Source organism: Pseudoalteromonas sp. NZS127_1 (genome assembly GCF_015864295.1).
Lineage (GTDB): Bacteria > Pseudomonadota > Gammaproteobacteria > Enterobacterales > Alteromonadaceae > Pseudoalteromonas > Pseudoalteromonas arctica.
Window position 1 is genome coordinate 1 of record NZ_JADYXO010000009.1, and the last position, 15,380, is coordinate 15,380.

The window sequence follows — 15,380 nt, forward strand, 5'->3', positions numbered from 1 at the left end:
CAATACACTGGCAGCACTTACTCAATACACTGGTCTTATTTAAGCTTCCAGCTAGACGAGAGGATAGAAGATATCCCCGATGGGTTAAGCCAAAACCATCTAAGTATCCCCATAAAAAGAAAAATGCCAGTCAGCTTAACTGACTGGCATTAAGCCAATTGGCTCCTTTTTTATATCCATTAATAATTATCTAGCCAAATATAAGACGTTCAAACCAACCTTTATCAAGCTCTTCTTCGCAGTGTTTTAATTGCGCACCATAACGGCTCGCTCTGTGCTTAACTTTGTTCGCAACACCCATTAGCCACTTTTTCTTTTTGTACGTGCCACGCTTATACCCACCCCAACCTTCATGATAATTAAGGTATTGTGCGTAAGCATCCCATTTAGATATTTTATTTACTTTATGCGTTTTATAAACAAACCACGCCATAAAGTCGATTGCATCGTCAAAGTCATCTCTATCAGCACCGTTGTTGCCTGTTTCACGAATATAATCAGACCATGTTGGTGTTTTAGCTTGCGAGTAACCATAGGCATCACTTGCGCGACCGGTAGGAATTATCCATAAGAAGTACTCCATAGGCGGAGCGGCATCATGCTTAAATGAGCTTTCTTGGTACATCATACTCATGAGTACATGCTTGGGAGAACCCCATTTTTCTTGTGCATCTTTTGCATCGAAATACCAATCGGGCTTTTCTTCAAAGATTTTACATAAATCGTTAGGTTGCTTTGGGGGCGCTGTAGCACAACCGGCTAAAGTAATGGCGAGAGATAGGATAATTGCATTTTTTTTCATTTTTCTAAGATCTCACAGAACTTTTCTAAAAAGTGTGGGTCTGACTCAATGAATGCACCAGTACAGCATTAATTCATCCCTGAATATATTTACGCAGCCAACTTAGGCTGCGTTTTTTTGCTTAAATGTTGCTAAATACTAAGGTTATTTACCGTCAAAATACGCATCTAAAAACGCGGTAAATGACTGGGTATCTGCTTGCTCAATTGCAGCTTGTGCTTCGTTAGACTCTACAACTTGTTGTTCCAGCCAAGGCTTTAAAAACTCGCTGTAGTCAGTATCTGCGTGGCTTTGCTTATATTTACTAGCCAATGCTAGTGCAAAGTGACCGTTGTCTAAACCAGACTCTTTTAATTGTGACACGTAACGTCCAGAGTAAGTAAGCTCTGGATTATGTATCCACGTTGCCATGCGCTTTATAGTATCTGAGTAATAGTTAACACCATAAGCATTATCCATCCATTTAGCGACATCTGTAAGCTGGGTAAATATTTCATCGCCCCACGACTGAAGGCTACGCTGTGTGTTATTAAAGTTAAGCATTAGCCCTTCTTCTCGACCTTGGTTTACTACTGTGTCGAGATTTTCAGTACTACGTGCTTGTTCTTTCCAATCCATTGGAGCTGAATCTTTTAATAAACAATACGTTAAAAACACATCTAAAAAGTGAATTTGCTCAATATCAATACCAACTTCGCTAAACGGGTTAACGTCTAATGCGCGAATTTCTACGTATTCAATGCCTGCTCGAAGCAATGCATCCGTTGGCGTTTCGCCACTTTTCGCATTGCGCTTAGGACGAATTGGCGAGTAAAATTCGTTTTCAATCTGCAGAATATTTTTATTTAACTGCTTAGGGTTTTCACTCTTGTAGTCATCAAGATCACCATAAATTTCTGATGGTGTGTTGATTGCTTTTTTAAGGCCCGCTACATATTCATCTAACGAGTTATACATTACGCGTAGTGACGACTGAGCGCTATTTGTATAACCTAAATTACCTAAACGCAGTGCTGTACCAACTTCTAAGTAAAGCGTGCCTTTACCTAGTTTTTTAAATGGTAAGTCAGTTTTTCGACCTTGCAAAAATGAGTTACACAATGCTGGCGATGCGCCAAACATGTAACTTATTAGCCATAGTTCGCGTTTAAAGTTACGAATAAGCGATAAGTAGCCTTCTGAAATAAAATCTTGAAGGCTTGCATTGCTTTTTTGTAAAGAATGAAGTGACTGCCAAAGCGTATCTGGGAATGAAATATTAAAGTGAACACCTGCAATTGCTTGCATCATACTACCGTAGCGATTTTTTAATCCTTCACGGTATAGTGTTTTCATTTGACCAGTATTTGAACTACCAAACTGAGCTAGCACTATATCGTCTTGGTGCTCAATAAAACACGGCATGCTAATGGGCCAAAGTAGTTCATCGCCCATTTTTTCTAGAGTGAACTTTTGAAGGTCTTTTAATTGCTTAAGCGTTTGCGTTGACGATTCACTAACTGGAGTAATAAATTCAAGTAAAGACTCGGAAAAATCAGTTGTGATATGGCCGTTAGTTAACGCACTGCCCACACCTTTTGGGTGACCTTGAGGTGATATTGCACCATTATCTTGTATTCTTAGCGACTCTCGCTCTATGCCACGTTTAATGCCTTTAACTGCATGTTGGTGCTCATTTACTGATAACGCTTCAAGTGCGTTAGTTAAATCATGTGTTGTCAAAAAATCTTTCCTCGGGCCACGTGGCTTAATCATAAGGTTATGGGGGCTAATTACTTAGACTCAAGATTAATACCAATTTTATTGAAAATATGATCATTCTATCGCATTAAATAGCGCACTCACTGCGTTAAAAATTATTCATATAGAACAACTATATGTCATAATTTTCGCCTTGTTATTGTGCTATTTTCTTAGCGCTATAATTGTTCACTTATTTAATGCAACTGGTATAAATTGCTAGAACAATATAATTTTTCTAAGTTAATAATTATTTACCCACTCTATACATGCGCTCAATATGACCAACATCATTATATTAAGTCGTAATATTGCCATTGCTCTGGGCATTATACAAATGCTTTAAATGCGTATTTAAGTATAAATTAAATACGCAAAATATAAGCCTAAAATAATAGACCGGAACTTATTTAAAATGAGTTCAATTTAGCTACTCGATATTTAAATTTGATCTAGATCAATAAAAACAATTATTTGCCTTATGAGCATAAAAGGAAAGACGCTATTTTTTGCTTTGTAGTGTGTAACCAATATAATGACAGCAACAATAAAGGATGATAATAAACATAATGCACAATGATAAAAGCTTAAAAAATAAAGAAGTATACTTTGATGAGTCACAAGAGCTTGTTTCTACTACCGACCTCAAGGGTGTAATAACATACGTCAATCAAGAGTTTTGCTCTGTAGCAGGTTATAGCGCACAAGAGCTTATCGGTCAGCATCATAATATTGTTCGTCACCCTGATATGCCAAAAGCGGCCTTTAAAGAAATGTGGGCAACATTAAAACAAGAGCACTCGTGGCGCGGCATGGTTAAAAACCGCTGTAAAGATGGCCGTTATTATTGGGTAGATGCCTTTGTAACCCCTATTTTTGAGCATAGCCGACTTGTTGGTTATCAATCAGTAAGAACTAAAGCAAGCTCTCAACTTAAGCAACGTGCACACGCTCTTTACAACAAAATAAATGCCAATAAGTCATCATTTAAACTACGAGAACACACCACAATAAGACAAGGCATTACTTTTATATGCCTATTACTTTGGCTGATTTTTATTGCTGTTACGGGATCAATCTCTTTAGCTGTAATTAGCCTATTGATGTGCGCCTTAGTTATTGCGCTAAATTACGACGAACTGATTGTTACCCCTAAAATATTACGCGAACAAAAAGCAAAAGCCGATTCAATCTCTCGCTATATTTACAGCGGCCATACACCGCATAGCGTAAGTGATTATAGAGAGCAAATGCTAAGCGCAAAATTGCGCACGGTTCTTGGCCGTATGAAAGACTCCACATTAAGCTTTAATGGCATCGCAACTGATCTAGATAAACAATCTACGCTTACTGAAAAAGGCATTTTTTCGCAAGGTGAGCGTTTAGAACAAATTGCATCAGCGATGACTCAAATGAGCTCTACCATTGGTGAAATATCAGTAAATACCGCTCAAACAGCTGATAAAGTGAATAACACCCATCAAAGTTGCTCTGAAATAAAAGACCATATTGCAGATAATAGTAAAATGGTATCTGATTTAGCTTTTCAAGTAGAAAAGGCTGCAACCACAGCCACCAGCTTAGCCTCTGAAGCAGATAAGATTGGTAAAGTAATGAGTGAAATAGAAGGAATTGCCGATCAAACTAACTTACTTGCCCTTAATGCAGCGATTGAAGCAGCTAGAGCGGGAGAGCATGGTCGAGGCTTTGCTGTAGTAGCCGACGAGGTAAGGACCCTTTCGTCACGTACTCAAAATGCTACAACACAAATCCACAGTTCTATTAAAGAAATACAAGATACTTTATTTAGCTGGTCTAAAGTAATGCAAAGCACTAAAGCACAAGCCGATAATTGTGTGCTGACAACCGATAAAACTCAAGTTGAATTAGAGGGGATTTTTATCCAAATCAGTGAAATATCTCATTTAGCAATACAAATATCATCTGCTGCAGAAGAGCAACAAATGGTTAGTAATGATATTAGTAATAATGTTTCGCAAATTAAAGACTTTGGAGATAACAACTTAAGCTTAAGCTTTAATGTGGCAAAAGGAGCAGCTGAACTTGTTGAAGGTTCACGTAGGGTGAACGATTTATTACTAACTTTTAAAGTTTAACAAACATAAAAAAGCCGCTATTTTAGCGGCTTTTGAGTTTAATTATTTACAATTAACGCTTGGAAAATACCAGAGAGTCGTCATTTGCATCAATAACGATCACGCAACCTGGTAAGTAGTCTCCATTGAGTAACTTTTGTGCCAGCGGGTTTTCAATCGTTTGTTGAATAGCACGCTTAAGCGGACGTGCACCGTACACAGGATCAAACCCACTTTCTGCAATTCGCTCAAGAGCAGCATCGCTTATTTCAAGCAGATATCCCATCTCAGTTAAACGCTCACGTAATTTCATTAACTGAATATCAGCTATTTCTTTTATATGCTCGTTTGCTAACGGGTGGAACACGACAGTCTCGTCTATACGGTTAATAAATTCAGGCCTAAACTCATTAATTAATACTTCCATTACTTTAGCTTTAAGGGTCGTGTAATCATTATTACCCGCTTGCTCTTGGATAATATCTGAGCCTAGATTTGAGGTCATGATAATAACGGTATTTTTAAAATCAACGGTTCTACCCTGCCCGTCAGTTAATCGGCCATCATCTAATACTTGCAGTAAAATATTAAACACATCAGGATGCGCCTTTTCTATTTCATCAAGCAATATCACTGAGTAAGGTTTACGACGAACAGCTTCTGTTAAATAACCGCCCTCTTCGTAACCCACGTAACCTGGAGGAGCCCCTACTAGACGTGCGACTGAATGTTTTTCCATAAACTCAGACATGTCGATACGCACCATGGCATCTTCGGTATCAAACATAAAACCAGCCAGTGCTTTTGTCAGCTCGGTTTTACCCACACCAGTTGGACCTAAAAATAAGAAAGAACCAATAGGACGATTAGGATCTGCAAGCCCGGCACGTGAGCGTCGTATTGCGTTAGAAACAGCAACAACCGCTTCATCTTGCCCTATTACTTTACTGTGTAACTTATCTTCCATTTGCAGCAGCTTTTCACGCTCACCTTGTAGCATTCTTGCAACAGGAATTCCTGTCCAGCGAGACAGTATTTCAGCAATTTCATCCTCACCTACTTGGTTTTTAAGCAGGGTCATTTCTTGCATTTCGGCTTGTGAGGCTAAATCAAGTTTTCGTTCAAGTTCTGGAATTCGCCCATATTGCAGCTCTGACATACGCTGTAAATCACTTGCTCTTCGCGCTACATCTAAATCTAATCTTGCTTGTTCAAGCTCGGCTTTAATTACTTGCGTGCCTTGAAGTGATGCTTTTTCAGCATTCCATATCTCGTCTAGCTCACGATATTGCCCATCAAGGTCGGTGATCAACTCTTGCATTTCAGCTCGGCGTTTTTGACTTGCTTCGTCTTTTTCTTTCGCTAGCGCATTATCTTCTAACTTTAGCTGGATGATACGGCGTTCAAGCTTGTCTAACGATTCTGGTTTGGAGTCAATTTGTAATCGAATTGAAGAACCCGCTTCATCTATTAAATCAATCGCTTTATCGGGTAACTGACGGTCACTAATGTAACGATGAGATAACTGCGCCGCAGCAACAATCGCGGGGTCAGTAATTTCTACTGAATGATGTAACTCATATCGCTCTTTTAAGCCACGTAATATTGCAATGGTATCTTCAACAGATGGCTCTTCAATAAGTACCTTTTGGAATCGACGCTCAAGAGCTGCGTCTTTTTCTATATATTTACGGTATTCATCAAGCGTGGTTGCGCCAACACAGTGTAATTCACCGCGTGCTAATGCTGGCTTTAACATATTGCCTGCATCCATGGCACCGTCACTTTTTCCTGCACCTACAATAGTATGTATTTCATCAATAAATAAAATGACTTGGCCTTCTTCTTTAGCCAACTCGTTTAATACCGATTTTAAACGCTCTTCAAATTCGCCACGGTATTTTGCACCTGCAACCAACGCACCTAAATCAAGTGATAGTACGCGTTTGTTTTTTAATCCTTCAGGCACTTCACCATTAATAATACGCTGTGCTAATCCCTCTGCGATTGCTGTTTTACCAACACCTGGTTCACCTATTAACACAGGGTTATTTTTAGTACGACGTTGTAATACTTGAATCGTACGGCGAATTTCGTCATCGCGACCAATAACCGGGTCAAGCTTACCTTGCTCAGCCCGCTCAGTTAAATCAATTGTGAATTTTTCAAGCGCTTGGCGTGTTTCTTCGGCATTTGGATCATCAACCTTTTGACCACCACGAATAGCTTTAATCGCGGTTTCAATTTTAGTTGCGGTAATATTTAACGACCTGAATATATCGCCAAGTGGACCTTTATCGTCGCATGCAGCGAGTACAAATAACTCACTTGAAATGTATTTGTCTTTGCGTTTTTGTGCGTATTTGTCGCACAGGTTTATAAGTGAAGCCATATTATTTGATAGCTGCACGTCGCCGCCTACGCCTTCAACCTTAAATAACTTTTCTATTTCTTGAGAAAGCTTAGTATTAAGTTCGTCCGCACTGACACCTGTTTGCGCAAGTAATGCACGCACACTAGAGCCGCTCTGCTTAAGCAATGAATACATTAAATGTACTGGTTCAATAAATTGATGATCACGGCCAAGAGCTAACGATTGCGCATCAGAGAGCGCAGATTGAAATTTACTTGTAAATCTATCTAAACGCATGGTATTACCTATTAAATAATATAGTTGCTTAATTAATGGGTCTGTTTAGGTATTTGTTCAAGGTGTGGAGGGAAATATAATGTTGAAAAATGTGAATTATTTGAGCCAGATCAAACTTCCCATACGTCCAGTTTGTCCATCTCGTCGATATGAAAAAAACAAGTCACTTTGAGAGACTGTACAATAGTCGCCGCCCGTAATATTTTTAACCCCTGACTGGATAAGTAATATGCGAGCAATACTATAAATGTCAGCTAGATATTTACCATTTGCTTGTAGTTTAAAAGCTTGAGTAAATGAAGGGGATCTTTTTTGAAATAACTCAAATACTTCAGCACCCACTTCAAATCGGTTTGGTCCAATTGCAGGCCCTAGCCACGCACTTATATTTTCATATTTTGTACTAAAGCACTCTAATGTGTTTTTAATAATTCCCTGCTCGAGCCCTCGCCAGCCACCATGTATAGCTGCGATTTCTTTTTCATCATCACTCACTAATAAAATAGGTAAGCAATCGGCGGTCATTATAGCCAAAGGTTGGTTTAATAACCGAGTATAAAGCGCATCAGCATTATGTAACTCATCAAAATCAAAATGTTCATCAACAATAACAACATCAGAACTATGAACTTGATTTAGCCACACGGCAGGTTTAGGTAGGAGTTCGGTTAATAGTGAGCGGTTTTTTGCTACATCACTTTTATTATCACCAACATGGAATCCCAAATTAAAACTTTTAAAGGGGAATTTTGAAACACCACCTCCACAAGTAGTACTTAACGTTGCTACTTTATGAAGGTTTTGCCATGTCGCTGACAATAAGTGCATTATCTATCGATATCAGGATTAGCTTTAGTATCTTCACGTAATGCAAGTGTCATAGCAACCATATCATCTGGGATAGGTGCTTGCCATGTCATCATTTCACCCGTGATTGGATGCGCAATACTCAATTTTACAGCATGCAATGCTTGGCGTCTAAAGCTACGAAGTAACTCAAATAACTCAGGTGTTGCACCTTTAGGTGGACGCGGACGGCCGCCGTAAGATTGATCGCCAATTAGCGGATGATTCAAATGCGCCATATGCACACGAATTTGATGCGTACGACCTGTTTCTAAACGCAGACGTAAACGAGTATGAGCACGGAATTTTTCAGCAACACGATAGTGCGTGATAGCCGGTTTACCCAGTTCATGTACTGCCATATGAGTACGCTGAGTAGGATGACGGCCAATCGCTTTTTCAACCATACCACCTGCGGTCATAGTACCATTACACAGTGCTTCATATTCACGCGTAAAGTTTTCACGCTTTTGCAGCGCTGTCACTAAATGCGTTTGTGCTGGAATCGTTTTAGCTACAACCATTAAACCGGTCGTGTCTTTATCTAAACGATGCACAATACCTGCGCGTGGCACGTTAATTATTTCAGGGTAGTAATGTAGTAATGCGTTTAGCACTGTTCCATTAGGATTACCTGCACCAGGGTGAACCACTAGGCCCATTGGTTTATTAATTACCAAAATATCATCGTCTTCATAAACAATGTTTAATTTGATATCTTGTGCTTCGTATTCGCGTGGTGCTTCAATTGTTGTTTCAACACTTACAACTTCGCCACCTAGTAGCTTTTCGCGTGGAGTGTTGAAAATTTCACCGTCTACGGTGATTTTATCATCCAATATCCACGTTTTTATACGAGAACGTGAATAATCAGGGAACAATTGTGCTAATACTTGGTCTAGACGTTTACCACCTAATTCGGTTGGAACGTCGGCTTGAAGAGAAATTTGCTCTGACATTAGTAACTTTACCCAATTTACCAGTGCAAGCTTTGCTCGACTGGGTTAGAATCGCTTTTAATAAAAGCATAATATAATACGCATAGTTTACTCGGTTTTACCGACTTGGCCTAGCCGAAGACATCGAAGGTAACAAATAAAATGATAAATAAAATAGGGAAACGTGCATTTGCCATTGTTTTTTCAGTTTCTGTACTTAGTTTAGGCGCTTGTTCGTCTGCTCCAGACCAAGAAGATATTCAACGTGTACCTAATAAGTCTGCACACGCTTTATATGAAGATGCAAAAGAAACGCTAGATTCTGGTTTATATGCTCGCGCAATTGAACTTTTAAGTGCAATAGACTCACGCTACCCATTTGGCCCATTCTCTAAACAAGTACAAATGGACTTAGTGTATGCACATTACCAATCAGGTAATACTGAACAAGCACTTGCAACTATTGACCGCTTTATTCGCTTAAACCCAAATCATAAAGACCTTGATTACATGTATTACATGCGTGGTTTAGTAAATATTAAAGCTGATAAAAACGCGTTTCAAGAGTATTTTGGTGTAGATAGAGCCGATCGTGATGCTAACCGTACACGTGTTGCATTTACCGATTTATCGACACTAGTAAAACGCTTTCCAAAAAGTGATTACGCACCTGAAGCGAAACGCCGTCTAGTATGGCTTTTAAACCGCATGGCACGTTATGAGTTAAAAGTAGCAACTTACTATTACGAACGTGAAGCTTATTTAGCGGCAGCTAATAGAGGCAAGTTTGTTGTTGAGCATTATTCACAAAGCAGTTACTTGGATCCAGCTCTTGAAATGATGGAAAAAAGTTACGACCAATTAGGTTTAACTGAACTTAGTGAACATGCAAAACAAACACGAAGACTAAATAAAAGAACTAAATAAACAAAAAAGGCGCTTAGTAAGCGCCTTTTTACTGCATGTTAAGAAGTTACATTAAATAGCTTCTTCATCTTCTTCTGCAGTCCGAATACGTATAACGCGCTCAACATCAGTGACAAATATTTTACCATCACCGATTTTTCCTGTTTGCGCAGTTTTTACGATAACTTCAATTGCACGCTCTACATCTTCATCTGTCAATACGATATCAAGTTTTACTTTAGGTAAAAAATCTACCATATACTCTGCGCCGCGATATAGCTCAGTGTGGCCTTTTTGACGCCCGAAGCCTTTAACTTCGCTTACCGTCATACCAGTAATACCTACATCCGACAACGCTTCACGCACATCGTCTAACTTAAAAGGTTTGATAATTGCTTCTATTTTTTTCATATTGATTACTTTTGAAAGCTCCAGTTGCCTCGATTTTAGACAATCATGATGTTCATAGCAAACAAAGCGATTGAATTACGGTGATAAAACAACCGATCATGGTATAATTTATTATATAAAAATAGCTATACTTAAATGACTAGCAGTAAATGAGATTAATATGAAAAACAAACAGAACGGGTTCACCCTTTTAGAACTCATGGTAACCGTGGCTATTGTTGGGATCATTGCATCCATTGCGATTTGGAATAGCAGCGATATGCTAGAAGAAAATAGAGCTGAGAATTTTTTGTTGGAATTAAAAAGAAATATTAGCTATGCACGCTCTCAAGCAGCAAGTACAGATGAAATAGTCGTTATTTGTGCTGCTCAACATACTGAAGTTAAGAACAACGACGCTTATTTAAAATGCCGAAACAAATGGGATAAAAATAAAACTATCATTGTATTTATTGATAAAAATAACAACGGTCATTACGACAGCTCTACTGATTCCCTACTACGTGTTATGGAAAAAATAAGTCTTAATGACAAAATAAAATATACTGGTAACGATAGGCGATTACGGTTTAACACAAGTGGAAGAATAACAACAAACCCTGGTGATTTTGTGTTTTGTCCTAATAACGGTAGTGAGAATAATAAAGCGTTAACAGTATCTCAATCTGGTACGTCTTTTTATACTGGTGATACAGCTCAGACTTGCGGTTAAAAAACATACAAACCCACCTTGTCATATTTGTATCATTTACTAGACTGAGTTAATCATTTATTAACTCAGGTCTTCAAGGATGAGATTATCAATATCAAAAAACAAGGGAGTGACACTTCTTGAATTAATGGTTTCAATTGCTGTTGTCAGTGTAATTAGTCAATTATCGATGTGGTTTTATCCAGATTTTTTAGCTAAAAACCGCTTAGATAACCACGTAAACCTCCTACACAGAAATATAAATTACGGGCGACTTTACGCTATTGAAAATGGAACCTATGTCACTCTTTGTGCACTAAAAAACAGTCAATGTACAAAGGATGAGTGGGATGGACAAATGTCACTGTTTATCGACAAAGATAAATCAACCACTCTAGATGATGACGAGTTACTCTTAAGTACTTTCGAGGATGTTCACGAAGCTGATACTTTAGAATATCCTCGTAGTGCCATTACTTTTCGCCCGGATGGGTCTTTAAATGGCTTTCAAAACGGGACTTTTATATATTGCCCCAATAGTGATAAAGCCAATCTCGAAGGATTGGCTTTATCTGTAAGTCAAACTGGACGTATCCGTATTAAATCAACTGATAAGTGCCAGAAGAAGTAATTTAAACTATCTACCCCAGCAATAGTCAATATCAGAGTTACCTTTGCTTCCTTTAGCACCTTTGAGTCCAGTATCTGTAATTGTAAGCTCTTTACAGTCATTATCACCTTTTACAGCACCATCTATAGGCTTAGCTGTGATAGTAAAGGTATTACTATCAACTACCTTTATGGATAATTTAAAGTGACCATTCTCGGTTTTACTTTGTAGACCTAAGTCAGTGAATGATTGCGTATACTCACGGTTATCTACAAAATACTGCTCTTCTTTGTTTGCAGCATCTAATAATGCTGCAGCAGCTTCAGCGCGCGAAGCACGCTTTACATATTCTGTATAATTGGGCAATGCAATTGAAGCAAGTATACCTACAATTGCAACAGCTATCATCAGCTCAATTAAGGTAAACCCATATTGTTTTTTCATCTAATTTCCTTAATTACTAACTTCGTCATTTTCTTCACGTTTATAGATATATGTTTGTTGGGTTTTAAAGCCAAACCCTACTGCATTGTCATTAACCAACACAACTTTACCATCAACAACAGTTAAACCAGGACCTTTTATTTCTACAGGTTTCATTGGATTTTCCGCATTTTCACCTTTAATACCAGGCCCAATTAAATAAAACTGACTTTCTTGTATTACGTCAACTGTTGGGTCGTCATCACATTTACCATCGCCATTACCATCTACACATGAAGGGCTTTCACCAAAGTATAACTGAGGTGTGTCTGGTACATCATAGCTGGTTGTAAATTTAAGGTCGTCATACACTTTAGTACCGTAATGTAAGTGAAAAGCGTATAAAGAACCACCACCACCACTTAGCGAACATTGATTTTCAGTCGATGTATCTGATGCAGGAGTGAAGCTTGTAAAATAGGCAACACCTCCAACAACTGTAGCAGCAGCTAGCGACTTTTCACCCGTTCCTAACTCATATCTCCAGCCATTAAATTTAGCCAAGCCCACTTCTAAGTCAACAAAATCATCAACGTCATCTAGAGCATTGCCAAATGGGTCTGAATTCATTTGCATCAAATCAGCAGGCACAATAGTATCTGGTGCATTCGTTTTATACGATTTAGTAACCGTATTTTCATCTCTGATCATAAACAATTGATCTTTTTCATTGGTGCCGGTTGGTTTTGAGCGATTACCACTGCCGATAACTATGGCATCATACGGTGTATCTAAGCGTGTTATAACGGTGCTACCATTAACTGTTGACTCGCTTACTTTACTATAAATTGTGCGTGCTACGAGTGGTTTATAGAAAAAGCGTCTGTCTTCAGTTGCTTTATTACTACCAAGTTCAGCTAATTTATAATGGCTAAACTCGCTAGTGTTACTACCTGGCATATCTACACGCCAAATATCACCACCGGTATCTGCCGCATAAATTCGGTCTATATATCCATCATAATCTGAGTCAAGCGTGGTTATATCTGCAGCAATACTATGCTTACCTTTAAAGCCATTAATATCCGGTGTTAATGCCCACACCCTTTTACCGGTTTCAGCTTCAACAATATAGATACCTCGCCCTATATCATCCTCACTACGAATAGCTGCATCTTTATTTGTATCGTATCCAGCACCAAAAATTAATAAAGGCTTATCACCAAATGCTTTAATGTAGGCTATTTGTGGCTTTGACCAGGTTTGTGCAAGCTCTTTAAAATCACCTTTACCACCTTCGATTGGAGCGTCCCATAATTTTTTCGGTATGTTCGGGTTTGTTATATCAAGTCCGTAGTAATTTTTACCACCGCGACGCATCCCCGCAAAAGCCCACACTTTATCGTCGCCACTCGCATCAATAATACCGTCATTTAAACCATCACTATTTAAGTTTTTATTATCAAAATAAATACTAATAGGACCATCCATACCATATACTTTCGTATCGGCTTGATTTTCACGTAGAGGTTCAATAATGTTGTATAAAGCAGACGGTATAAATGCCCAACTTTCACTTACACTATCATCTGAATCCTTAAACATATGTAAAAAGCCAGCATTAGTTCCTATCAAAACTCGAATATCATCATTACCATAATCGATTGCAACAGGTTTAGAATGCAGAGGGTCACCAAAAATATCTTTGCGCTGGTCAACCTTAGACCCATCGCCATCTTCATCATCAACGTCTATACCCATTGCCCATTTGATATCATTACTCGATAAGCTTAGCGGATTGTTATCGACTAAATTGAGAATATCACTCACAACTGAGGTATTAAAATTTACTATAGATCCCTGATTGTCAGTGTATAAATTACGGCTATCTGAATCTAATGTCGTTAAATGAAGGTTCACACCACCTTGTGCAACTAAGTTACCATCTGCTGGCTCCCCACTTGGCAACCAAAATGTTTCTGCATTTTCGTCAATTAAACCATTCTCATCAAGTGCCGACAATCCTTTTGAGTCAACAATTTGATTCCCTGATACTTTCAGTTTTTTTAAGTTTCCACGCCAGCGAGCACCGGTTTCAGGGTAAAACATGGCAAAATAAACAGCATCCCGGCTACGAGTTTGATCTACATTATTACTCGCAACTGAAGGCGATGAAAAACTATCATTTACTTCTCTAATTCTTGAAATAGTATTTTTTAATGCTTCTGAAAGCGCTTCTGCAGTTCTTGCTTCTATATACTGCCCTCCACCAACACTTGCCGCCTTGTCTAGTAGAGCAATTCCCCCTTGACTCATTCCTGTACCAAAACCTATTGTGTATACACGGCCTGTATCTAATACATCACTTGTTGGAGTGTATAAATCCACTTTCGTGTCCGAGGTACCATGTAATATTTTAGCCATTGCAACTAAATAGCTTCCGCTATAGCGACCACTGTCAAAAGGGATGGCATCAGTAAAAAGGTTGTTATGGACAGCTGCAATTGAAGCGTCCCTTCCATCATCATTAGTTGGATCACCATCTGTCATTAAAATAATATTAATTGAGTTATCACAGCGTAATGGTTCACCATTACTCTGCTCAAAAGGTGATCTATAAGTTACATTGTTATCGATACTTTTATCTCGATCATTATAGAATCGACCATAATCAAGGTTTTGCCCTGTTATATAGCGATAAGCCTCCCATAATGTCTCTGTTATTGGAGTTCCACCACTGGCAGGTAAATCATCAATGTCTTGTAAAATATTTGATTTATTAGCTCCAACCTTAGCTACTACATACCCTCCAGCACTATCCTTAAATCGCATCAAACCAAAATCAATATCATCATTATCATTGACTAATTGTGTCATCGCATTTTTAGCTACATCGATTCTTCGGTCATGGCAATCTGCAACTGCAACGCCATTTACACCTATATAGCATTGCTCATTGTATTCATTATATTCTGGCTTACTTGCAAAGCATGTAACCTGTTGGTAAGCATCATATGTAACAGTTTGACGATTTCTGCCACGTCCAGTTGTCTCTTCATATTGATACTTTGTGTAACAGACTTGATCATCACCATTGATAACGCTCCAATCCATACTGCCAGAGGTATCAAATATCATTAACACTCTTGGATTTTCGTCTGTCTCTACATCATGATTTACATAAAGCTCAATATCCTCAGCGAATACCGACATACTTATTGTTAAGCCAAGCAAAGAGGCTAACACTTTGTTTAATTTAAATTTCAT

Annotated in this window: 12 protein-coding genes and 1 pseudogene; 5 read left to right on the top strand and 8 right to left on the bottom strand. The window is 38.5% G+C overall.

Features of this window, described 5'->3' with window-relative positions:
* Positions 1-143, top strand: a pseudogene (locus tag I6F50_RS09900) (IS4 family transposase); the annotation flags it as partial.
* Between the two features lie 47 nt (positions 144-190).
* Here I6F50_RS09900 and I6F50_RS09905 read toward each other — a convergent pair.
* Both I6F50_RS09905 and gshA read right to left on the bottom strand, forming a co-directional pair.
* Positions 191-802, bottom strand: a complete 612-nt coding sequence (locus tag I6F50_RS09905; protein ID WP_010554629.1) for a transglycosylase SLT domain-containing protein — start codon at positions 800-802, stop codon at positions 191-193.
* Positions 803-946: 144 nt separating this feature from the next.
* Positions 947-2,524 carry a glutamate--cysteine ligase gene (gshA, locus tag I6F50_RS09910; RefSeq protein ID WP_165729582.1) on the bottom strand — a complete coding sequence of 526 codons (1,578 nt, stop codon included), beginning with the start codon at positions 2,522-2,524 and terminating at the stop codon, positions 947-949.
* A gap of 587 nt (positions 2,525-3,111) precedes the next feature.
* Between gshA and I6F50_RS09915 the strand changes: the two genes are divergently transcribed.
* Positions 3,112-4,659, top strand: coding sequence for a PAS domain-containing methyl-accepting chemotaxis protein (locus I6F50_RS09915; RefSeq protein ID WP_165729583.1), 1,548 nt, complete (start codon positions 3,112-3,114; stop codon positions 4,657-4,659).
* Between the two features lie 52 nt (positions 4,660-4,711).
* Here the strand turns inward: I6F50_RS09915 and clpB are convergent, their stop codons facing one another.
* From clpB to rluD, 3 genes are all read right to left on the bottom strand, one after another.
* Entirely contained in the window at positions 4,712-7,288 is a 2,577-nt protein-coding gene (gene clpB / locus I6F50_RS09920) for an ATP-dependent chaperone ClpB (RefSeq protein WP_197176120.1), read from the bottom strand.
* A gap of 96 nt (positions 7,289-7,384) precedes the next feature.
* Positions 7,385-8,116, bottom strand: coding sequence for a peptidoglycan editing factor PgeF (pgeF, locus tag I6F50_RS09925; protein ID WP_197176122.1), 732 nt, complete (start codon positions 8,114-8,116; stop codon positions 7,385-7,387).
* Positions 8,116-9,093 (bottom strand): 23S rRNA pseudouridine(1911/1915/1917) synthase RluD, encoded by a 978-nt coding sequence (gene rluD, locus I6F50_RS09930; RefSeq protein ID WP_007581384.1) that lies wholly within the window; start codon positions 9,091-9,093, stop codon positions 8,116-8,118. Before rluD ends, pgeF begins: the two co-directional genes overlap by 1 nt.
* Before the next feature lie 141 nt (positions 9,094-9,234).
* Between rluD and I6F50_RS09935 the strand changes: the two genes are divergently transcribed.
* A complete protein-coding gene (locus I6F50_RS09935) occupies positions 9,235-9,999 on the top strand; it encodes an outer membrane protein assembly factor BamD (protein WP_007581382.1) in 765 nt (254 codons plus the stop codon).
* A 51-nt stretch (positions 10,000-10,050) separates the two neighbouring features.
* Here the strand turns inward: I6F50_RS09935 and glnB are convergent, their stop codons facing one another.
* On the bottom strand, positions 10,051-10,389 hold the full coding sequence (gene glnB, locus I6F50_RS09940; protein ID WP_197176128.1) for a nitrogen regulatory protein P-II: 339 nt from the start codon (positions 10,387-10,389) through the stop codon (positions 10,051-10,053).
* Between the two features lie 160 nt (positions 10,390-10,549).
* On the opposite strand from glnB, the gene I6F50_RS09945 reads away from it, so the two are divergent.
* A complete protein-coding gene (locus I6F50_RS09945) occupies positions 10,550-11,101 on the top strand; it encodes a GspH/FimT family pseudopilin (protein ID WP_197176129.1) in 552 nt (183 codons plus the stop codon).
* A gap of 79 nt (positions 11,102-11,180) precedes the next feature.
* Positions 11,181-11,711, top strand: a complete 531-nt coding sequence (locus tag I6F50_RS09950) for a GspH/FimT family pseudopilin (RefSeq protein ID WP_197176130.1) — start codon at positions 11,181-11,183, stop codon at positions 11,709-11,711.
* Positions 11,712-11,717: 6 nt separating this feature from the next.
* Here the strand turns inward: I6F50_RS09950 and I6F50_RS09955 are convergent, their stop codons facing one another.
* A complete protein-coding gene (locus I6F50_RS09955; protein WP_197176131.1) occupies positions 11,718-12,134 on the bottom strand; it encodes a type IV pilin protein in 417 nt (138 codons plus the stop codon).
* A 9-nt stretch (positions 12,135-12,143) separates the two neighbouring features.
* Positions 12,144-15,380, bottom strand: coding sequence for a pilus assembly protein (locus I6F50_RS09960; protein ID WP_197176133.1), 3,237 nt, complete (start codon positions 15,378-15,380; stop codon positions 12,144-12,146).